The organism is Streptomyces sp. Xyl84, assembly GCF_059731885.1.
On the sequence record NZ_AP029183.1, the window covers coordinates 67,449 to 88,363 of the forward strand.

General features: G+C 70.1%; 20 protein-coding genes. 10 read left to right on the top strand and 10 right to left on the bottom strand.

Annotated features, from left to right (window positions below):
* Positions 1–4 precede the first annotated feature (4 nt).
* A protein-coding gene (locus tag AC6I72_RS31920) for an IS630 family transposase (protein ID WP_498004945.1) occupies positions 5–1,089 on the top strand; the annotation gives its coding sequence in 2 pieces (ribosomal slippage) (positions 5–463 and positions 466–1,089; 1,083 coding nt in all).
* Positions 1,090–1,171: 82 nt separating this feature from the next.
* On the opposite strand, the gene AC6I72_RS31925 is transcribed toward AC6I72_RS31920, so the two are convergent.
* A protein-coding gene (locus AC6I72_RS31925) for an IS630 family transposase (RefSeq protein WP_498004479.1) occupies positions 1,172–2,244 on the bottom strand; the annotation gives its coding sequence in 2 pieces (ribosomal slippage) (positions 1,172–1,734 and positions 1,734–2,244; 1,074 coding nt in all).
* A gap of 223 nt (positions 2,245–2,467) precedes the next feature.
* Positions 2,468–2,629 carry a hypothetical protein gene (locus AC6I72_RS31930; protein WP_498004946.1) on the bottom strand — a complete coding sequence of 54 codons (162 nt, stop codon included), beginning with the start codon at positions 2,627–2,629 and terminating at the stop codon, positions 2,468–2,470.
* Between the two features lie 172 nt (positions 2,630–2,801).
* Here AC6I72_RS31930 and AC6I72_RS31935 point away from each other — a divergent pair, with 172 nt between their 5' ends.
* Entirely contained in the window at positions 2,802–3,413 is a 612-nt protein-coding gene (locus AC6I72_RS31935) for a glycoside hydrolase family 25 protein (RefSeq protein ID WP_498004947.1), read from the top strand.
* A gap of 332 nt (positions 3,414–3,745) precedes the next feature.
* Here the strand turns inward: AC6I72_RS31935 and AC6I72_RS31940 are convergent, their stop codons facing one another.
* Complete coding sequence (locus AC6I72_RS31940) at positions 3,746–4,405, bottom strand: CocE/NonD family hydrolase C-terminal non-catalytic domain-containing protein (protein WP_498004948.1); 660 nt, start codon at positions 4,403–4,405, stop codon at positions 3,746–3,748.
* Positions 4,406–4,662: 257 nt separating this feature from the next.
* Here AC6I72_RS31940 and AC6I72_RS31945 point away from each other — a divergent pair, with 257 nt between their 5' ends.
* The 4 genes from AC6I72_RS31945 to AC6I72_RS31960 all read left to right on the top strand — a co-directional run bounded on the left by AC6I72_RS31945 (position 4,663) and on the right by AC6I72_RS31960 (position 7,998).
* Positions 4,663–5,229 (top strand): TetR family transcriptional regulator C-terminal domain-containing protein, encoded by a 567-nt coding sequence (locus tag AC6I72_RS31945; protein WP_498004949.1) that lies wholly within the window; start codon positions 4,663–4,665, stop codon positions 5,227–5,229.
* 135 nt (positions 5,230–5,364) lie between these two features.
* Positions 5,365–6,795 carry an MFS transporter gene (locus tag AC6I72_RS31950; protein WP_498004950.1) on the top strand — a complete coding sequence of 477 codons (1,431 nt, stop codon included), beginning with the start codon at positions 5,365–5,367 and terminating at the stop codon, positions 6,793–6,795.
* A gap of 409 nt (positions 6,796–7,204) precedes the next feature.
* Positions 7,205–7,750 (top strand): GNAT family N-acetyltransferase, encoded by a 546-nt coding sequence (locus AC6I72_RS31955; RefSeq protein WP_498004951.1) that lies wholly within the window; start codon positions 7,205–7,207, stop codon positions 7,748–7,750.
* Between the two features lie 92 nt (positions 7,751–7,842).
* Entirely contained in the window at positions 7,843–7,998 is a 156-nt protein-coding gene (locus AC6I72_RS31960; RefSeq protein WP_498004952.1) for a hypothetical protein, read from the top strand.
* 243 nt (positions 7,999–8,241) lie between these two features.
* Here AC6I72_RS31960 and AC6I72_RS31965 read toward each other — a convergent pair whose 3' ends face one another.
* From AC6I72_RS31965 to AC6I72_RS31980, 4 genes are all read right to left on the bottom strand, one after another.
* Complete coding sequence (locus AC6I72_RS31965; RefSeq protein WP_498004953.1) at positions 8,242–9,264, bottom strand: polysaccharide deacetylase family protein; 1,023 nt, start codon at positions 9,262–9,264, stop codon at positions 8,242–8,244.
* Positions 9,265–9,295: 31 nt separating this feature from the next.
* Positions 9,296–10,294 carry an endo-1,4-beta-xylanase XynA gene (gene xynA, locus AC6I72_RS31970; RefSeq protein WP_498004954.1) on the bottom strand — a complete coding sequence of 333 codons (999 nt, stop codon included), beginning with the start codon at positions 10,292–10,294 and terminating at the stop codon, positions 9,296–9,298.
* A 530-nt stretch (positions 10,295–10,824) separates the two neighbouring features.
* Positions 10,825–11,751, bottom strand: coding sequence for a DUF8832 domain-containing protein (locus tag AC6I72_RS31975; RefSeq protein ID WP_498004955.1), 927 nt, complete (start codon positions 11,749–11,751; stop codon positions 10,825–10,827).
* A gap of 103 nt (positions 11,752–11,854) precedes the next feature.
* Complete coding sequence (locus tag AC6I72_RS31980) at positions 11,855–12,295, bottom strand: hypothetical protein (RefSeq protein ID WP_498004956.1); 441 nt, start codon at positions 12,293–12,295, stop codon at positions 11,855–11,857.
* Between the two features lie 287 nt (positions 12,296–12,582).
* Here AC6I72_RS31980 and AC6I72_RS31985 point away from each other — a divergent pair, with 287 nt between their 5' ends.
* On the top strand, positions 12,583–13,383 hold the full coding sequence (locus tag AC6I72_RS31985; RefSeq protein ID WP_498004957.1) for an aminoglycoside adenylyltransferase domain-containing protein: 801 nt from the start codon (positions 12,583–12,585) through the stop codon (positions 13,381–13,383).
* A 76-nt stretch (positions 13,384–13,459) separates the two neighbouring features.
* Here AC6I72_RS31985 and AC6I72_RS31990 read toward each other — a convergent pair whose 3' ends face one another.
* Complete coding sequence (locus AC6I72_RS31990; RefSeq protein WP_498004958.1) at positions 13,460–14,152, bottom strand: TetR/AcrR family transcriptional regulator; 693 nt, start codon at positions 14,150–14,152, stop codon at positions 13,460–13,462.
* A gap of 140 nt (positions 14,153–14,292) precedes the next feature.
* On the opposite strand from AC6I72_RS31990, the gene AC6I72_RS31995 reads away from it, so the two are divergent.
* Both AC6I72_RS31995 and AC6I72_RS32000 read left to right on the top strand, forming a co-directional pair.
* Complete coding sequence (locus AC6I72_RS31995; RefSeq protein ID WP_498004959.1) at positions 14,293–15,774, top strand: APC family permease; 1,482 nt, start codon at positions 14,293–14,295, stop codon at positions 15,772–15,774.
* 70 nt (positions 15,775–15,844) lie between these two features.
* Complete coding sequence (locus tag AC6I72_RS32000) at positions 15,845–17,497, top strand: amidohydrolase (RefSeq protein ID WP_498004960.1); 1,653 nt, start codon at positions 15,845–15,847, stop codon at positions 17,495–17,497.
* A 23-nt stretch (positions 17,498–17,520) separates the two neighbouring features.
* On the opposite strand, the gene AC6I72_RS32005 is transcribed toward AC6I72_RS32000, so the two are convergent.
* Together AC6I72_RS32005 and AC6I72_RS32010 are read right to left on the bottom strand one after the other, a co-directional pair.
* Entirely contained in the window at positions 17,521–17,682 is a 162-nt protein-coding gene (locus AC6I72_RS32005) for a hypothetical protein (RefSeq protein WP_498004961.1), read from the bottom strand.
* A gap of 227 nt (positions 17,683–17,909) precedes the next feature.
* Positions 17,910–19,322: an aminopeptidase P family protein gene (locus AC6I72_RS32010; RefSeq protein WP_498004962.1), complete on the bottom strand. Its 1,413-nt coding sequence runs from the start codon at positions 19,320–19,322 to the stop codon at positions 17,910–17,912.
* Positions 19,323–19,710: 388 nt separating this feature from the next.
* Here AC6I72_RS32010 and AC6I72_RS32015 point away from each other — a divergent pair, with 388 nt between their 5' ends.
* On the top strand, positions 19,711–20,703 hold the full coding sequence (locus AC6I72_RS32015) for a helix-turn-helix transcriptional regulator (RefSeq protein ID WP_498004963.1): 993 nt from the start codon (positions 19,711–19,713) through the stop codon (positions 20,701–20,703).
* Positions 20,704–20,915 lie beyond the last annotated feature (212 nt).

Sequence of the window (20,915 nt, forward strand, 5' to 3'; positions counted from 1 at the left end):
TTGTATGAGGTATCCGCAGGGTGGTGGGCTGACGCCTGAACGGCAGGCGTTTCGTGAGCGGATCCGGATGGAGGCCGCCGAACGGTTCGGCGCCGGCGCCTCCAACGCCGAGGTCGCCAAGGACTTACGGGTGAGCGTGCGCTCCGTTCAGCGGTGGCGCCTGGCCTGGCAGGACGCAGGCGCGGGCGGTCTTCGCTCGATGGGTCCGGTGTCGCTGCCCAAACTGAGCGAGCAGCTGTTCGCGGTACTGGAGCAGGAGCTGGCCAGGGGCCCGGTCGCACACGGCTGGCCGGACCAGATCTGGACGCTGACGCGGATCAAGACGCTGATCGGGCGCCGGTTCCACAAGAGCATGTCCCTCTCGGCCATCGCGAAGATGCTGCACCGGCACGGCTTCAGCCACCAGGTCCCCGCCCGCCGCGCTGTGGAGCGCAACGAAGAAGCCGTCACAGGCTGGGTGAAGGAGACCTGGCCCCACGTGGAAACACCGCGGCGGCGCTCGGGGCCTGGCTGTGCTTCGAAGACGAAGCCGGCTTCTCGATGACGCCGCCCACCACGCGAACCTGGGCCCAGCGCGGTCACACACCCCTCATCCGCGTGCGGGGACGCTCCCAGCGCCGCTTCTCCATCGCGGCCCTGGCCTGCTACAAGCCGGGCGAACGCTCACGCCTGATCTACCGGCCCAAGCGGCACGTCGATCACAAGCGGGGCGGCAGACGCAGTTTCACCTGGACCGATTACCGCGACCTGCTCATCGCCGCCCACCAGCAGCTCGGTGCCCCCATCGTGCTCGTCTGGGACAACCTGAACGTCCACAAGGACGCCCGGCTGAGAGCGTTCATCGACGCTCACGACTGGATCACCTGCTACTTCCTGCCGGCCTACGCCCCCGACCTCAACCCGGTCGAGGGCCTCTGGTCACTGCTACGACGCACCAGCCAGGCCAACACCGCCTTCACCGACCCAGACCACCTGATACGCACCCTCCGGCATGGCCTCCGCCAGATCCAGTACCGCAGCAACCTCATCGACGGATGCCTCGCCGAAACCGGCCTCACCCTGACGACACCACGCCAACAAGCTCAGTAACGCGTTCCCGGATGCCTCGAACTGCACCACGTGCACTCTGTTCATGAGGGGAGTGTGACCGCCCATGGGGTTACTGAGGTTTTCAGGGCGGGGTCGGTGGGGTGATGGTCAGACCCGTGGCGGTGAGGCAGCCGTCGATCAGGTGGGGATGGAGCTGGATCTTGCGTAACTCGCGGCGAAGGATGCGGTCGAGGTCATCGGCTGTGTCGAAGGCGGTGTTGGCCATCGCCCTGCGTACCAGCGACCAGACGGCCTCGACGGGATTGAGGTCGGGTGCGTAGGGCGGGAGACGGACGGTGGTGAGCCAGTCGTGCTCGGCCTCGTACTGCTTCAGTCCAGCGGCCAGGTGGGTGTTGAGATTGTCCCAGACCACCACGATCGGGCCGTCGAGCTGGATGTGCGCGCGGACCAGCAGGTCGCGGTAGTCCTTCCAGGAGAAGCTTTTGCGTGTGCCCTTGAGGAGGAGATGGGTGCGGGGCCGGTGGATGAGACGGCTCTTCTCACCGGCTTTGTAGCAGCACAGGGCGGCGACCGAGGTCCGGCGACGGGACCTGCCACGAACGCGGATGACGGGTGTGTGTCCGCGCCGGCCCCAGGTGCGGGCCACCGGTGGCGTCATCGAGAAGCCGGCTTCGTCCTCGAAGACGATCCAGCCGTCACACGCCGCCGCGAGCCTTTTACCTGGGGCCACACCTCCTTCTTCCACAGCTCCACCGCGTGCTCGTCACGCTCGAGGGCTCTGCGGGCCGGTGCCTGCCAGGACCAGCCGTGCCGTTTCAGCAGCCGCCACACCGTCGCCACCGACAGGCTCACCCGCAGACGGCGGCGGATCACCGTCTGGACCCGGGCCAGAGTCCAGCGTTCGTCATCGAAGCCGTGCGCTGACGGACCCTTGCCGAGTTCCTCCTCGAGCACGGTGAACTGGGCATCGGTGACGGTCGGGGAGTTCGCTGGCCCCGCCGAGCGTAAGGCCTCCGCGCCGCCCTCGCGCCAAGCACGGCGCCACCGTTCCACCGACCGCACACTCACCCGCAGATCCTTCGCGATCACCTCCGTCTTCTCACCTGCCGCGAACCGCTGCGCGGCCTGAAGCCGGATCCCCTCACGAAACGCCCGACGCTCAGCGGTCAGGCCCCCACCCTCCGGATACCTCACCTCACCGGCATACCGCAGGGATCATGAACCGTCACCACCCGACGACAACCCGAAAACCTCAGTAGCGCGCCTGCGAATTTGGAGCGTTGTGGCATTGGTGCGTTCCCACAACGCGGTCCTTGAGTCAGAGCCCTCGCGATCTGGAGCAGTCACCGGACGGGGAAGAACCGATGGCCGCACGATGGCACCCCCAGTACCGACAGGGCGGCCCATAGGTCGTCGATCAACGGTTGGCTTCGAGGTTTGTCAGAACAAGCAGCGCGCGCAGGAGGCGCGTGGCGCGGGCGGGGTCGGTGCGGAGCTTGGTGAGGAGCCGCCAGTGCTTGAGGCGGCACTGGCAGACGAGCGGGCAGGTGTCCTCGGCGCGTTCTTCGGTATTGGTCACACAATGCCGACGGTCGCCGGGGGCACCCCGTTCGCGTCCCGGGTGCCTCCCAGGCGTGCATGCTCACGATGCGCACTGACGGTGACTGGGGTAAGTTTTCCATTACATAGAGTAGTGGTATCGATTTTGTCCATCGTGGCTGGCGTGCCGCTCATTTCTGTCTGGAGCATTCATGGGATCCACCGAGGAACTCGGCACGAGGGGGGTCGACGTGTCGACGCTGACGTCCGAGAACAGCTTCCGCGAGCTAGTTTCACAGGGCGTCAAGTTCACGATCGTGCGTGGCTACAAGTCGACCGGTGAGGTCGATCCCCATGTGAAGGCCACCGTTGCCAACGCGTGGGCCGGAGGCATGAACCACGTCGACGTCTACGCTTTCCCCTGTTTCAGCAAGGGCAACGGCGCAGGGCAGGCGAAGACGCTCGTCCAGGCCCTGGAGCAGACCGGGACCCGGTACGGCATGGTGTGGCTGGATGTCGAGGGTCCCGGCAAGTACTGGGGCAGCAGCCAGTCGGCCAACGCCGCGTTCTTTGCCGACTGGGTCGATGGAGCGAAGCAGATGGGCGTGAACATCGGCATCTACACCTCCAAAAGCCAGTGGAACCCGATCATGGGGAGCTACACGGGCGGAAGCGCCTTCCCCCTGTGGTACGCGCACTATGACGGCAAGCAGACCTTCAACGACTTCTCGGCCTTTGGCGGCTGGACCAAGCCGAGCATCAAGCAGTACCACGGAGGCGTCGAGCTCTGCGGTGCGAGCGTTGACTTGAACTGGTACCCCTGACCCCCGCACGGTCCGGCGACAGGGCCACGCACACTCCCGGCCGCGCCCGGGAGCACCACCTGCGCCCTGGCGGGCCGTGCGGCGCCGTGGACGCGGCCTTCGTCGGCGCCCCGTCCATCTCGTCATCGTCCACGAGGATGAGCCGCATGGACAGGCCGTGCGGACGCGGGGCAAGGCCGTCCGGCACCGGCTGCCAGCCGCGACCGGCGCCCGCCACAGCATCGCCGCGACCGGAGATCTGCCCGACGGCGGCCTGGGGGGGGCAGGTGGGCGTGGAGGACCGAGCCGGGCCGGACGGCCCGGCTCGTCAGGCTTCCCGGAGAGCCGAGAAATCACGCGGGTCCGGAGCTGTGCGGGAGCATCAATGCCGAGCCGGCGTGAACCGTGATGCCCACCGGTGCGAAGTGGGCGGCGTTCACCGGCAGGCCCCCGGTGCCGGGATTGCGGACGTAGCGCGGATGGGCGCCCCCGCTGATCTGCCAGCGTATGCGGTGCCCGACAGCGAATCGATGGGCGGCGGAGCTCATCGACACGACGGCCTGCGAGGGCGTCTCTTCAGTCGTCCGGAACCGGCCCAGCCCGTCACAGACGTTGACGGAGCGGCCTTGTGCGTCCACGTCGCACAGGCGGGTGAAGACGTCGGCGTGTCCGGTGTCCGTGGAGATGCTCAGCCGTGCGGTGACGGGGCCCAGATGTCCAGGGGCTCGGTCAGTGGTGGGCCGGTGAATGTCAGGACGTCGTCCCGGCCTCCAGGGTGCCGATACTGCGGTCCAGCACGGAGCGGGACCCTGCGGCGGGGACCGCGTTCGTGCGGCGGTTGCGGACCATCGGACCCCCGAGGGGGCGTACTGGCGGCGCGGCATCCAGGCCGGGCAGGGGTGGCTGCGGGAGACCGGGTCGGACGTGTTGTCCGGGCCCGTCGCGTACCGGGACCCGGAGGCGGAGGTCGGTGCCTGTCCGTTGGGGCGTAGTTGACGGATCAGCGCAGGCATTACACGGCCGGGACGCGGGAGGCTACCGCAACGACCTTATCGACGGATGCCTTGCCGAGACCGGCCTGACCATCAGCCCTTGACCTCAGACGACACCACGAGTCCCACCTCAGTAACGCGCCCGCCCGCCGTTCGGCGTTCAGCAGGCCTTACCGGCGCCGATGGCCGGCCAGGCCGAGCAGACATGTCCCGCCCTCCTGGCAGGCAGGCGGGACCACGCCTTGCATTCTGTACCTACTAGTTTGTACAGTCGAATCATGAAGGAGACCAAAGACCACCTCGTCGAGGCCACGGCCGAGCTGCTCTGGGAGCGTGGCTACGCGGCGACCAGCCCGGCGATGATCCAGAAGCGCTCCCGCGCCGGACAGGGGAGCATGTACCACCACTTCTCCGGCAAGGCAGACCTGGCCGTCACCGCCATGCGGCACTCCGCGGACCGGCTGCGGCTCGCCACGGAGACGGTGCTGGACAGCGGCACGACGGCCCTGGAACGGGTCGGCGCCTACCTCGACATGGAACGCGACCCGCTCGCCGGCTGCCGCGTCGGCCGGCTCGTCCAGGACCCCGACGTCGTCGCCGACGACCGGCTGCGCGCTCCCGTGGAGGAGTTCTTCGCATGGCTTCGGCAGCGCATCGCCGACGTGCTCGCCGACGGCGTGCGCAGCGGTGAACTGCGCCCCGACACCGAGGTCGAGGCCATGGCCTCGCTCGTCATCGCCACCGTCCAGGGCGGCTACGTACTCGCCCGCGCCCGGCAGGACCAGGCGGAGTACCGCCGCGCCACCCAGGCGGCGAAGAGCGTCCTGGCCCACCTCAGGGCGTGAATCGGCCGTCCGCCGCTCCCTCCGCCCATCAGGGCGCGGCACCCTTGTGAACCCTCGCACCACCCCGCCGAACTTTCGTACCACTCCGCTCGCCGGATCCCGCCCAGGCACCGCGTCCGAGAGAAGGTTCACCCCATGACCACCGTTCCCGACTCGCCGACGAGTACGGCGCGCCGGCCGAGGGGCGCGTCCGCCGCGCCGGCGGCGTCGGTGCGCAGCGCCCGCCGCACCGCCCTCGCCCTCGCCGCCGTCTGCCTCGGCTTCTTCATGATCCTGCTGGACGGCAGCGCCCTGAACATCGCCCTGCCCGCCATCGAACGGGACGTGCACGGCTCGATGGCCGCCCTCCAGTGGGTCGTCACCGTGTACACCATCCCGCTGGCCAGCGTCCTGCTGACCGCCGGCAGCATCAGCGACCGCTGGGGTGCCCGCCGGCTGTTCGTCTCCTCGCTCGCCGGGTTCACCGCCGCGTCGCTGTTGTGCGCGGTCAGCCCGAACCTGACCGTTCTGGTGGTGGCCCGCTTCCTCCAAGGCCTCGCGGCCGGCGGTCTGCTGCCCACCACCCTGGCGATCATCGCCCGCAGCTACCCCGTCCCCAACGAGCGTGCCAAGGCCATCACCGTATGGGGCGCCACCGGCGGACTCGCCCTCGTCACCGGCCCGATCGCCGGCGGCGCCCTGACCGAACTCCTCAGCTGGCGCTCGATCTTCCTCATCAACGTGCCCGTGGGCCTGATCACCCTCTACCTCGCGCAGCGCTACGCCGGCGAGACCCCCCGGCGCGAGGCCCGCAGCGCCGACCTGTCCGGCCAGCTGACCGGCATCATCGCCCTCTCAGCGACCGTCGCATACCTCATCGAGGGCGGCTCGCTGGGCTGGCTCGCCCCCGTCCCGCTCGTCCTGCTGGTCACCGCCGTCGTCACCGCGATCACCTTCGTCGCCGTCGAGTCCCGCTCCCGGCATCCGATGCTGCCGCTAGCCGTCTTCCGCCGCGCCGCGTTCTCCGCCTCCGTCACCAACGGCTTCGCCTTCCAGTTCGGCGGATACGGCATCCAGTTCGTGCTCGCCATCTACCTCCAGCAGCAGTGGGGTATGAGCGCCGAGAAGACCGGCCTGTACTTCCTGCCCTTCGGAACTGCCTGGGTGTTCGGCACCATCGTCCTCAACCGCCGCCTCGTTCACCGCGGTCCGCGGTTCCTGCTGTGGACCGGTGCGCTGTCCTCCTTCGTCGGCAGCACCCTGCTGCTCGGCGTCAGCGACCAGGGCACCTGGCCGTTGTTCGCCATCGGAACCGGCCTCACCGGTCTCGGCTGCGGAGTATTCTCGCCGAGCCTCAACGCCGCCGCCCTGCTGGCCATCGACCCGGCCTACGCCGGTCTGGGTTCCGGTGTCCTCAACACCGCCCGCCAGGGCGGCATGGCTTTGGGTGTGGCGCTGCTCGGCTCTCTGGCCGGCATGCACGACGCCATGCTCGGCCTGCGCGTGAGTGTCGTCCTGGTGGCGCTCTGCTTCCTCGCCATCATCGGCCTCAGCGTCAGGTACGTGCCGCGCAAGCAGACCGCCTGACCCGCCCCGCACCCGGCGAGGCAGGGCGGCCCAGGCCGCACGGTCGCCGGAGAACCCGGTGGCACCCGCGCCGGCTGCCACGACGCGCCGCGCCCAGAGGTCGACGGGTGTCAGGCCCACGGGGACTGACCGCAGCCGGTCGCACACCCGCTCCAGCACCGCCTGTTCCGCAGCGTCCAGCGCCTCCTGGACGCCGCGCTCGCCGAGCCGGCGCAGCAGACGGCGCCGGGCGGAGAACTCGCACCCGCCGTCGTTCCAAGTGTCGACCTGACGACGACGGCCCAGCCAGTTGTCCCCATACGACCCGAACCGCGGGTGGCCGTGGTCGTGTGCAGGGGAACGAGCCCGTGCGCGAGATGCTCCCGCCGAGCAGTGGCTGCAACTCCGAGGTGTGTGCTTCTCTGCCGGAATGAGCATCGAGGATTCAGGGATTGCTGTGCAGACGCCGAACCGCCGGGTCAGGCGGAGGACTGAGGGCGATGTCGAGAAGTGCGTGCGGATTCTCGCCGAAGTCCATCAACGTGACGGATATCCGGTGAACTGGCCGGACCAGCCCGACGAGTGGTTGTCGCACGCTTCCGTATGGGGGACCTGGGTCGCTGAACTCGGCGGCCGTGTCGTCGGTCATGTCAGCCTGTCCCGCAGCAGGGAGGGGGATCTGGCCCCCGGCTTGTGGAGCGACCGTAACGGGGCGAGCAGGGACCTGACCGCGGTGGTCAGCCGGCTGTTCGTCGCTCCGCGGGCCAGGGGGCACGGAATCGGTGCCCTGCTGATCAACCGGGCGGTGGAGGAAGCACGGGGGCGTGGCCTGCACCCGGTCCTCGACGTCGTGGCGTCCGATACCGCCGCAGCAGCGCTGTACGAGCGGCTGGGCTGGGAACTGATGGCCACGGTCGAGCAACGATGGAGTCCCTCTCAAGTGGTGGCCATCCACTGTTACGCAGCAGCATCGTGAAATGGCCGGTCAGCGATGGGGGAAGCGTACTTGCCGACACGACGAGCCGACGTCAGTATCGACCTCCTGACCGCCGTATGCCCTGCGTTGCAGTGCACATTCCCTGTCGGCGCGTCGACGCCTCCCTCACCCTGCCCCACCACAACGGCCGCACCAAGGGTGCCAACACCGAGATCAAGCTCCTCGAGCGCCTGATGTGCGGCCGTGCCGGCCACCGCCTCCTGCGTCACGTCATCCTGCTCGATTGACACACAGTCACGAACGATCAACGCCTACGAAAACCTTGGAAGAGCGAGCCGAACGGTTCCAATCCCCCGCCGCACGGAACCGGCGGGGGGCTACGGGGCTGGTCACGGAGGCGGGGGCGACGGGCCGGTCGGTCCGGTCGCGTCCGTACGACATGGCGGGCGGAAGACACCTGTGACGCGGCGGCCGGGACCGCAGCGTCACACGTGGGCGTGTTCTGTGCCTGGACAGGTGTGCCGGTCCGGTCAGTTCGCCGTGCAGGTGACCGTGGGCCAGGTCCACGATCCGTTGGACTGGAGGGTCACACCCCAGTTGTTTCCGCTACCGTTCGGCTTCGCCGACAACACCTGCGCACTCGGATAGCTCGCGCTCACGTTCCACGTCGCGAGCACCTTCTGCGGCGACGGCACGTTCATCGTCACCGTCCAGTTGCTCGACCCGCTCACCGACACGTTCAGGTTGTACCGGTCACTCCACTGCTGACCCGCCGACAACGTCGCCGTACAACCACCACCCGTACCACCACCGCCACCGCCACCGCTGGTGGGGGCGACCGCCCGGCCGGTCTGCGGGGAGATCATGCCGGCGCACAGGCCCTTGCTCGCCAGCGTCTGCGCGATGCGCGGGATCGCCGCGAGAGTGTTGGCGGGCCACTCGTGCATCAGGATGATCTGGCCGTCAGCGAGTCGGCCGACGGCCTGCACGATCGCGTCGGTGCTCGCGCCGTTCCAGTCCTGCGAGTCGACGTCCCAGATGATCTCGGTCAGACCGTACTTCGCCTCGACCGCCTTGAGCGTGGCGTTGGTCTCCCCGTACGGCGGCCGGAACAGCTTCGGCGTGCCACCGCCCGCGTTCGCGACGGCCTGCTGGGTGCGGGAGATCTCCGAGTCGATCTGCGCCTGGCTCTGCTGGGTGAGATGCGGGTGGGTGTAGCTGTGGTTGCCGACCCACATACCGGCGTCCACCTGCGCCTTGACCTGCGCCGGGTAGGCGGCGGCGTACTGGCCCTCGTTGAACATGGTGGCCCGCAGGCCGTTCTGCCTGAGCGCACTGAGCAGGGCCGGGGTGTGGTCGTTGGACGGGCCGTCGTCGAAGGTCAGCCCGACGTATCCGGTGCAGCCGGCGGCCGCCCGGGGCAGGTCGGTGGTCCGGGGCGCGGGGGCGGCCTGGCTCGGCGTGGCGCTGACGGCGGCGCCGGTCACGGCGAGCGCCGCGACGGCTGCTCTCACGGCCAGGGCACGCGACGCCCGAGGTGCGGTAGCGCGCATGGAAGGGTCCTCCTTCGCGGGTCGGATGCGGTCAGTTCGCCGTGCAGGTGACCGTGGGCCAGGTCCACGATCCGTTGGACTGGAGGGTCACACCCCAGTTGTTTCCGCTACCGTTCGGCTTCGCCGACAACACCTGCGCACTCGGATAGCTCGCGCTCACGTTCCACGTCGCGAGCACCTTCTGCGGCGACGGCACGTTCATCGTCACCGTCCAGTTGCTCGACCCGCTCACCGACACGTTCAGGTTGTACCGGTCACTCCACTGCTGACCCGCCGACAATGTCGCCGTACAACCACCACCCGTACCACCACCGCCACCGCCACCGCCTGAACCTCCGTCGCCCACGGTGATGTTGGAGTTGCCACTGCTCTGGTAGCCCTCCGTGGCGAGGATCATGTAGTTGAAGGTGCCGAGGTTCATGCCGTGGGAGGCCCAGGCGTCGAAATGGTTGCCGGTGGTGATGGTGCCGCCGGTCCGCTTGGACTGCCGTACGCTCCAGTACTGGTTGAAGGTCCTGGTGCCCTCGATGGAGGGGGCGTTGACCCGGGTCGTCTCGTAGATGTCGTAGGTGCCGCCGTCGCTGGTGACGGTGCCCTTGTAGGTGCCGGTGGGTCGGTAGGTGCCCCAGTTGTCGACGACGTAGTACTCGACCAGTGGGTTGGTCGTCCAGCCGTACAGCGACAGGTAGGCGTTGCCGGACGGGTTGAAGCTGCCGGAGTAGGTGACCGCCTTGCGTCCGCCCGTACTCCAGCCCTTGCCGGCCACGAAGTTTCCGCTGTTGGTCCAGGAGGTGCTGTAGTTGCCGCCAGAGCCGAGGTTCATGGACGTCGAGCCGCCGCCGTCGGTCCAGAACGAGTAGTAGTAACCGTTGTTGGTGCCGGTCTGGTTCGAGGTGATGACCGTGTCGGCGCTCGCGGTGCCCGGCATCGCCAGGGCGGCCAGGGCGAGCAGCGCGACGGCCCATGCGCTCCTGACGAGCAGTCTGAACCGGCCGTCTCGGGGGCGATGGAGCCGTGTGAGTGCGTTCATGTCCGTGCTTCCTCCTCGTGCGGGCAGGTGGGGGCGGGCAGCGCGGCGGGCCCGTGAGGGCAGCGCCGGCGGCCAGGAGGTGACGACGACCGAGTGTTGGGCCACCCCTGTCGGGTGTCAACGGTTTCGGTAATTATTTCGAAAGCTTCGCGACCCGACGATTCGTTCGAAGTGGCGGTTCTCGCAGCTCAGTCGGGATGGTAAGGCGACCATAGACGCACCACACGATAAGGAATCTGGTGTGTGGATCACCTGAGCGCTGATGAATTGCGAAAGTTTCGAAGGACCGGCGGACCACGGCCTGAACGACGGCGGACACGGCGAAGCCCAGAATGAGGGCCCAGGTGATTTCCCAGGTGACTTCCCAGGTCATGGACCCGGTGATGGACAGGGCGTGCAGGACGGCTTGCCCCGGTGAGGCCTCCCTCCTTCAGTGAGGCTCCTGCTGGCGGACACGCGGACCCGGGGACACAAGGCCCGTGAACCTCGGGCGGGGCGCCACCCGCTCGGGGTGGCGCCCCGCCCGAGGTTCAGCCGACGCGCAGCGTCAGGGCCGCGGTATGCAGCATGCCGCCGGTCTGGAACTGCAGGAACAGCCGCCAGTTGCCCGCAGTGGGCAGCTCGGCGTGGAAGGACAGGTACGGGCCGCCGTGGTTCCCGTTGGCCTTCGTGGTGGGGTGCAGATGGGCGAACGCGGCGTCGCCCTCGTGGAAGGCGGTCAGGTGGGCGTAGGTGTCCAAGTAGGGCTGCAGATCGGTGACCGGCTTGCCGTCCTTGGACACCGAGACGGTCAGCGGGTGCGCCATGCCGGCCATCAGCTTGCCCTTGACGGTCACGGTGTACCCGTCGGCCTGCGTGCTGCCGGCCGCGGCGGGCAGCGTCATCTCGGCGGCCTGGCCCGGGACGGTGACGGTGCGGCTCAGCACGAAGTCCCGGCCCTTGCCGGCCCCGCTGTCGGGGGTGAAGGAGGCGAACATGCGCCAGGACCCGGGGGTCAGGGAGGCGAGGCCGGCGCTCCATGTGCCGTCGGCCGCCATGGCGGGGTGGATGTGCTGGAAGCCGGTCAGGTCCGAGCGGATGGCGTAGAAGTGCATCCGCTCGGTCTGGTCGACGGCGAAGCCGGTGACCGGCTTGCCGTCCGGGCCGGTCACCGTGAACCGGTAGACGGTCTGCTTGCCGGGCGTGAGCGACTGGTCGGAAGAGGTGAGGCGGTAGCCGTCCTGGGTGTCGGACAGGCCGTTGCCGGTGGCCATGTGATCCATGCCGGGCATGTCGCCCATCGAGGCTGTTGCGCTCGGTGAGGAGGCCACGGAGGACCTGGTGCCGTGGTCCATGCCGGGCATGGAGGAGGAGTCACGGGAGGAGCCGCAGGCGGCCAGCGTCAGCGCGAGGGCGGCAGCAGCGCCGGCCGCGGCCAGGGTGCGGCGGCGCATGGTGAAACGGGAAGAGGAGAACATGGGATCGCGACGTCTTTCGGGCGGGCGCACCACACCGGTGGCGCGCGGGAAGGGCAGGACGCGGTGCCGGTCCCGGCCGGTGGCCAGGGTCCGGCGGTGCCTGTCACGTCCGCGCGATGCACACCCGGGTCAGGAGATCTCGTCCGCCGGCCGGCGGCCCGCGCCGCCGTACCCGGCTGACGCCCGCCCGCCAGGCCTCCAGCGACCATCCGGCCACCAGCGCAGCGGCGACGGCGAGTAGGGCCGGGGCCGGCAGCGGGTTCCGCTCCTGGGCCGGGGTGGACAGGCACAGCTCGCCGTGCATTCCCGTGCTGTTCGCGGTCTGAAAGGCCGGGGCACTGTGCACAGCGGTCTGCATCTGCGCTGGTGCCCTTGCCGAAGCGGTGCGGCCGTCTGGCATGGGAGCGGTGGTGGAGGGCATCGCTCCATGGCAGCCCTCGGCGGCGGTGGCCGGAGCGCCGTGCATCAGGAACAGGCCGAACAGCAGCGCGCACACGGCGACCAGCCGGGCGATGCCCCGCCTGCTGGCCGCTCCGCCGCTCATGCCCGTTTTCTCCTTCCCGGTCTATGCCCGCCCGACCAAGATACCCGGGCGGGGTACCGGACGCCGGGCCGCCCCCGCTCGCCGCGTTGGGTGCCCACACCCCTGTCCCTGCTCCCGTCGCCGCTGTTCTGGCGGCCGCGCCCAGGTTTGCGCCGACCGGGGGAGCCGGCGCCGGCCGCGGCGATCGCCGCGCTGTCATGCCGTCGCGTTCGGGGAACCACTGCGTTCCTTGCGGCGCCGGCACCGGCGGCTCCGAGTTGATCTCGGTGATGCTCCATACTGGCCGGATGGGCACCAAAACCGAGATGTTCCGTGCCGTTCCAGCCGAGGTGCGGCCCTACCTGACGGAGCTCGTACGCCGCACGCGCGCGGTGTGCGGCTCCCGGCTGACCGGGGTGGTCGCGGTCGGTTCCCTCGCACTCGGCGACTACTGGCACGGCCGCAGTGACATCGACGTCACGGTCGTCGTAGAGGGCCCGCCTCCGGCCGCGGTCCTGCGGGCACTGGCCGACGCTCTCGATCACCGGCGGCTGCCGTGCCCGGCGGCGGGGCTGGAACTGGTCGTCTACGCGGCGGACTTCGCCCGTGTCCCGTCCGGGGAGGCCGGCTACCTGCTGGATCTCAACACTGGCGCTCAGCTGCCGGGCCGGACCGCCTTCGAAACGGCCGGGGCACCGTCGTTCTGGTACGTCATCGACCGCTCCGTGGCCCATCAGGACGGGATCGCGCTGTACGGGCCGCCCGCATCGGAGGTGATCGCGGCGCCCCGGCCGACGGACCTGTACACCGCGATCCGGGCCTCGGTGCGCGAGCACGGCGACGGTGAGGGGCATCTCGCCGACAACCGGGTCCTCAACGGCTGCCGCTCCGTGGTCTACTGCCGCACCGGCCGCTGGTTCGCCAAACGCGACGCGGCCGGGCAAGTCGCCGCCGCGGAGGAGGACTTCCGCCCGCTGATCGAGGCCGCGGTCCGCAGCTTCGAACGTCCTCGCGCCGCCGCACTGTCCCTGCCCGGTCCGCAGGTCCGGGCGTTCCTCGACTGGGTGCGAGCCCTCGTCGACGAGAACGCCGCGGCGGTCGGCGCCTGACAGGGCATTGTCGCGGTGGACGACCAAGGGGCCACGGTACAGGCACCCCGCGGCGCACCGCCCGCTGAGGATCCCCCTACCGCGCGGCAGCGCGCAGCGCTTCGATCAGCAGATCCAGCGCCCCCACGAACGAACTCCCCGCCATCTGCGAAAGATACGGCCGAACCGCCGCAACGTGCGGATGCTCCCGCTCAGGCAGCCCCGCGTACACCGCCCCCCACGCGAGATCGTCCGCCGCCCGCTTCTCCTGCGGCAGAGCCACGTACGCCGCGTCCAGGGCCGCATGCCCCAGCACGGTGTCGACGAACACGGCGTACCACCGCACGGCGTCCGCGGGCGCGAACCCGGCCCGCAGCAGCAGCCCGATCCCGGTGTCGACGGCCCGGAACTCATGCGGACGCCGGGTCACCCGGAACGCCGCCAGTGCGGCGACCCGCGGATGCGTCCGGTACCCGCGGTGGATGCGCAGCCCCATCTCCCGCAGCCCCTCGTGCCACGCGACGCCCTCGGGCTCGAAGCCGGCCATGGCATCGCCGATGATCCGGTCGGCGACGGCGAGCAGCAGGTCGTCGGTGTTGTGGAAGTACCGGTACAGGGCGCTCGGGTCGCAGCCGAGGGCCGCGCCGAGCCTGCGCACGCTGAGTGCGTCGGGCCCGTGCTGTCCGACGAGGCGCAGCGCGCAGTCCACGATCACGTCCTCGGACAGCAGCACGCCCGAGCGCGTCGGCCTGCGCCGTCTGCGCTCCGCCGGGACCCGTCCCTCGCCCATGCCCGCCCGCCCTTCTCCGTCACCACGACGCCGTCCGGCGCCGCGCTTATGTCAACACCATTGACGCATTGCTGACAAGGCCGGTTTGATCGCAGCCTCCTTCCCCGCACCTCCCCTTCTCCGGTCTCAGGAGCCTGCCTATGAGAAGCGAACCCCCAGCTCTGCGCCGTTCCCTCGGTGTCGTGGACGGCGTCGCGGTCGCCGCCTCCAGCACCGCCGCGACCACCAGCATCGGCATCGGGATGGGCTCGCTGGCGGCGACGGTCGGTCTTCAGGCGCCGGCGATCCTGCTGGTCGCGTTCGTCCCGATCCTGGGCATCGCGACCGCGTACGCGCGGCTGAACCGCGACGAGCAGAACATGGGCAGCGGCTATGTCTGGGTCGGGCGTTCGCTCGGGCCGTGGCTGGGCTTCCTGACGGGCTGGGTCACGCTGGTCGGCACCCTGATCTTCATGGCGTACACGACGGCCGTGACCGGTTCGGTGTTCCTCCAGTTCGCGAACAAGGCCCGTCTCACCTCGGTGGCGGGACTGCGGCTCGACCCGAACTCGACGGCGCTGTCCACGGTCGTGGGCCTGGTCGTGCTCGCGGCGGTGACGGTCACGGCGGTCACCGGCATCCGCAAGGCGACCCGCCTCCAGACGTGGCTGCTGGTCTTCGAGTACGCGGTGCTGCTCGGGTTCTGCGGCTGGGCACTGGGCACCGGCTCGCACGCGTTCTCCTGGGCGTGGCTGAACCCGTTCGCCGTGCACGACGGCACCGGCTTCGCGCAGGGTCTCGTCCTCGCGGTGTTCTTCTTCTGGGGCTGGGACGCGGCGTTCAGCGTCACCGAGGAGACCGAGGACGTGCGGGACGCGGGACGCGGCGGGTTCATCGCGCTGTTCACGATGCTGGCGCTGTTCCTGTACGGGTCGGTGGCGTTCCAGCGGGAGATGTCCCTGCCCGAGCTGATCGAGCAGGGCCCGCAGGCGCTCACGTACCTGGGCGCGAAGCTCGCGGACGAGCCGTGGGCGAGCCTGCCGCTGCTCGCGCTGCTGTTCTCGGCGGTCGCCTCGCTCCAGTCCAGCGTCATCCCGACGGCGCGCGGCCTGCTCGCGATGGGCCGGGACCGCACGATGGGCCAGGCGTGGACCCGGATCAGCCCGCGCTACGGCTCGCCCGCGCTCGGCACGGTCCTCGTCACGTCGATCTCGGCGGGCCTCGCGCTGCTGGCGCTCGCGATCCCGAAGCTGAACGAGATGATCCTCGCGGCCGTGAACTCCATCGGCCTGGTCGTCGCCCTGTACTACGGGCTGACCGCGCTGGCCTGCGCGGTCCGCTTCCGCGCGCTGGTGCGGACGGCGCCGCGCGAGGCGCTACGGGCGGTCGTCGCCCCCGGGGTGAGCGGGCTCGCGCTGCTGGGCATCGGCGCGTATCTCGGGCGGGACTACGCGACGATGAGCGACGGGTTCACACTGAGCCCGGACAACGGCTGGTTCATGCTGGCGCTGCCGCTCGCGATCGTCGTCTCCGGGCTCGCCATGGCGGCGTACGCCAAGTACCGGCGTCGCTCCCCTTACTTCACCACCGGGCGCGGTACGGACGCCGACGCGATCGTCCTCGCCGGAGCCGACGCCCCTTGACCGGGACGGGCCCCTCGTCCGCCCCTTCGACCGCTACAACCACCGCACCTGTACGAGGAGTTGCACCAGCATGACCGACACCGCACCCGCCGATCTCGTCCTGACCGGCGGTCCGGTCCACACCGGTTCACCTGCCCGCTTTCGCGCCACGTCGGTGGCCGTACGCGGGGAGCGCATCGTCGCCGTCGGCCACGACGAGGTCCGGGACCTGATCGGCCCGCGCACCGAAGTCGTGTCCCTGGCGGGCAAGTTGCTGATCCCCGGGTTCCAGGACGCGCACGTTCATCCGGTCGGCGGAGGGATGGAACTGGGCCAGTGCGACCTGAGCGGCCACACGACGCTCGCCGCGTACCGGGAGCGGATCGCCGCGTACGCCCGTGAGCACGCCGACGCCGAGTGGATCACGGGCGGCGGCTGGGCGATGGAGGCGTTCCCCGGCGGGCTGCCCACCGCCGCCGAGCTGGACGCGCTGGTGCCGGACCGGCCGGTGTATCTGGTCAACCGCGACCACCACGGCGCCTGGGTCAACTCCCTGGCCCTGGAGCGAGCCGGGATCGACGCCCGTACCCCCGACCCGGCCGACGGACGCATCGAACGCGACGCCGACGGACGGCCCACCGGCATGCTTCAGGAAGGCGCCGCGAACCTCGTCGGGCGCCTGCTGCCGCCGGTCACCCGCGCCGAGCTGGTCGAGGGCTTGCTGCGCGCCCAGGAACTGCTGCACTCGCTCGGCATCACGGCCTGGCAGGACGCGCTGCTCGGCGAGCACGCGAACCTCACCGATCCGACCGACGCCTACCTCGCCTGTGCGGACGACGGCCGGCTGACCGCGCGGGTGGTCGGCGCGCTGTGGTGGGACCGGGCGCGCGGCACCGAGCAGATCGAGGAGCTGCTGGCGCGGCGTGCGGCCGGGACGCGGGGCCGACTGCGCTGCACGAGCGTGAAGATCATGCAGGACGGTGTCGCGGAGAACGGCACGGCCGCCCTGCTCGGCCCGTACCTCGACGGCTGCGGCTGCGCCTCCGACAACAGCGGCATCAGCTTCGTACCGCCGAAGGAGCTGAAGGAGTACGTCACCGCGCTCGACGCGCACGGCTTCCAGGTGCACTTCCACGCGCTCGGCGACCGGGCCGTGCGGGAGGCGCTGGACGCGGTGGAGGCGGCGCGCGCGGCGAACGGGCGCACCGACACCCGGCCGCACCTCGCGCACCTCCAGGTCGTGCACCCCGATGACATCGGCCGGTTCCGGGAGCTGGGCGCGAGCGCGAACATGCAGCCGCTGTGGGCGGCGCACGAGCCGCAGATGGACGAGCTGACCATCCCGTTCCTCGGAGCGGAGCGGGCGGCGTGGCAGTACCCGTTCGGGGCGCTGCTGCGGTCGGGGGCGACGCTGGCGGCGGGCAGCGACTGGCCGGTGAGCAGTCCGGACCCGATCGAGGGCATCCACGTGGCGGTCAACCGGGTGCTGCCGGACGCCCCGGAGGGGACGGAGGTGTTCCTGCCGGAGCAGCGGATCGGCCTCGGGGACGCGCTCGCCGCGTACACGGCGGGCAGCGCGTACGTGAACGGGCTCGACGACCGCACGGGCACGGTCACGGCCGGGCACCTGGCGGATCTGGTGGTACTCGACCGTGACCCGTTCGCCGGGCCGCCCGAGGAGATCGGGGCGACGCGGGTGGAGCAGACGTTCGTGGGCGGGCGGCGCGTCTTCGCCCGGTCCTGAGCCCGGCGCGCCCGCCCCAGGACTCAGACCCGCGACTGGTGCAGGCCCGACTCCTTGAGGTGGACGGTCGCGCGGGGCCGAGCGACGCGCAGCCGCCGGCGGCGGGCGGTGACCGGGGCGGGCAGCGGACGGGCAGCGGCAGGATCGGCCGCTCCCGCGACCGCTGCCCCGGCTGCCGAAGGCATCACGACGGCCCCTGCGGCCGTACAGTCCAGCACGGCGTTCCCGCTGGACTCCGTACATGAGCCGTGGTGCCGGGCGGGGAGACCGGATCCCAGTCGCCGCAGTGGCCGTAGCCGCGGTCACACCGGTCGGCTCGTCCGCTCGCTCTCGAGTGAGGGGGTGAGCTCGCGGTCGTGCGAGGGCAGGGCCGCGGAGGGCGGCCCTGCATCGGGCGCGGTTCTCGATGTGCTCAGCCCGCGAACCGGGCCATCCACGCCTCGACCTCATCCGCAGACCGCGGCAGGGCCGCGGACAGATTCTCGTGACCATCGGTGGTGACGAGCAGGTCGTCCTCGATGCGTACGCCGATCCCGCGCCATTCCCGAGGAACGGTCAGGTCGTCCGGCTGAAAGTACAGGCCGGGTTCGACGGTGAGCACCATGCCCGGTTCCAGTACGCCGTCAACGTACTCCTCGGTGCGGGCCTGCGCGCAGTCGTGGACGTCCAGACCGAGCATGTGACCGGTACCGGCCACCGTGAAACGGCGCTGGAGGCCCAGCTCGTACGCGCGGTCGGCAGGCCCTTCGATGAAGCCCCACTCGACCAGCCGCGCTGCCAGGGAACGCTGGGCCGCCACATGAAAGTCCTGATACGCAGCGCCCGGTTTCACGGCCGCGATGCCCGCCTCCTGTGCCTCGTACACCGCGTCGTAGACCCTGCGCTGGACGGGAGTGAAGGTACCGCCGATCGGCAGAGTGCGTGTGACGTCGGCGGTGTACAGGGTGCGCGACTCGACGCCCGCATCGAGCAGGAGCAGTTCCCCGGGGCGCACCGGTCCGTCGTTGTCGGTCCAGTGCATGATCGTGGCGTGCTCGCCCGCGGCGCAGATCGTGCCGTAGCCGACGGCGTTGCCCTCAAGGCGGGCACGGCGGAAGAAGGTGCCCTCGATCCACCGCTCGGACGACGCGATCGCCCGTGACAGCTCACCGACGACGTCAGTGAATCCGCGTATCGTGGAGTCCACAGCCGCGCGGATCTCCTTGATCTCCCACTCGTCCTTCACGACGCGCAGATCGCTGAGGGCCTCTTCCAGCCGCGCGTCCCGCTCCGCCTCGGTGGTGACTGCGGCCTCGAGTGACGGGTCGATGCCGCGGACGATGCGGGTCGGCGTGCCGGAGGCGGCTGCCAGCTCGTCAGCCGCTGTGCGCACGTCCCGGCACGGCAGGCCGAGCACACGCTCCGCCTCGGCGAGGGAGCGGCGCCGGCCCATCCACAGCTCTGCTGTGGCACCGGTCCAGAACTCGTTGCTGTCCCTGCTGTCTCGCGGGAGTCGGTAGCAGTAGGCGTCGTGGCCGCTGTCGTCACGGGGTTCGAGGACAAGAGCACTGTCCCGGGCCTGGTCACCGGTCATGTGCACATAACCTGAGTACGGCCGGAACGGATAGGTGTCGTCGTTCGAACGGATCTTGAGGTTCCCCGAAGGGATCACGAGCCGTTCACCCGGGAAGCGCGCGGAGAGCGCGGCCCGGCGCACGGCCGCGTACGGGGCCTGCTCGTGGAGCGTCAGCTCGCGCCTCTCGGTGTCGGCCCACCCCGTCCGCATCAACGCGGACAGTTCCTCTGAGATCCCTGAGTACAAGCCGTTCTTACGGCCTTTCGCCACTGCGTCCGCCTTCCTGGGAGTCACCTGCCGCCGCGTGCCGACGACAGGGCCTAGAGTGCTGTGACCGGAAGGGTTCACCGCGGCTCGCGACGCCCGGCACGGCTCCCCCAAGCTCTTCGAGCAGGGAGCCCCCAGCCGCGTTGTCGCATCACACCCGAGTACATCCAAGTACGCGGGGGATGCTCCGCCTTTCGATGCTCCCCCACTGCCTGAAGGGCGTGGGAGGTACCCCCAGCACCGGTACCCCCAGCACCGGACGCCGCGAGCTTTTCGGCGAACCTTCCCGGCCGCAGCACCAGGCGACGCTATCCCGCGGCACCCACGTATGATGCCCAGTGGTGCCACTGGCACAGATCGGCCAGGCCCGACTGGCTGCGCTCCCCCGATAATGCGACTCGTGACGAACGCGAATCTCGGCGATGCACTGCGGCTCCTGGGTATCGGTCAGGCGGCGGCCCGGGTCTATCTCACCCTGCTGGAACTGGCTCCCGCGCCGCTGAGCGACATCGCCTCGGCGGCCGGTCTGGACGGTCCGGGTTTGTCCGCGGCGTACCAGGAGCTCGTCGACGCCGGCCTGGCCGATGCCGCCGAGAGGGATGAAGACGTGGTGGCGCCGGTGGCACCGGCGGCGGGTCTCGAAGTGCTCGCCCGGCGCCGTGCGGCAGAGGTCGAGCATTCCCGTATCGCGGTCGCGGGCGCCTTCGATGCGTTCCGGCGCCAGCGGCTCGCTGCCCCCAACGACCACCTCGTCGAGATCGTCACCGGCGACGCCATCGGACCCAGGATGCGCCGAGCCTGGGCCAGCGCCCGCCACCAGATCCGGCAGCTCGAGTCGCCCCCTTACTTCCCCGTGGCCAGTGCCATGGAGGACGCACTGGCCACGCTGGCCCGCGGGGTCGAACAACGCGTCGTGTACTCCCGCGAGTCGCTGGAACGCCCGGGCCATCTCAAACACGTCATCGAACCGTGCATCGACGCCGGTGAGCAGGCCAGGGTGCTGTCATCCGTCCCCGTCAAACTCTTGATCATCGACGAGGCGTACGCTCTGGTGTCGCTGTCGATCAAAGAGGTCGACGTGCACAACACCATGCTGGTCGTACAGCCGTGCGGTCTGCTCTCCGCCCTCATCGCGCTGTTCGAGCAGTCGTGGCAGCACGCTCTGCCCTTCAAGGGCGGCACGGCCCGCCCGGTCGGTCTGTCTCCCGCCGACCGCCGTCTGCTGTGGCTCCTGGCCAGCGGCACGAGCGACGGCGTCATCTCCCGCGAGCTGGGCATCAGCCGCCGTACGCTGTTCCGCCGCCTGGAGGTCCTGATGGCCCGGCTGGGCGCCGCGAACCGCTTCCAACTCGCCCTGCAGGCCCAGCGCAACGGATGGCTGTGACGGCCGCCCCGGCCCGGAACCGGTGGCCGTCCGGCTGTGCCTGCACAGCATCTCTACCGGAGCGGGAGAACAACTCCTGACCGGCAGAGACTTGGCAGCGCGGTTCGGCTGGTGTTGTGCGGGACATGAGGGTCCCTCCCGGTGAGGACGAACGGGGGTGGTGTCGGCGGTCTTGGCCAGGAGCACGGGCCAGATGGGGCTGGAAGGCAGCT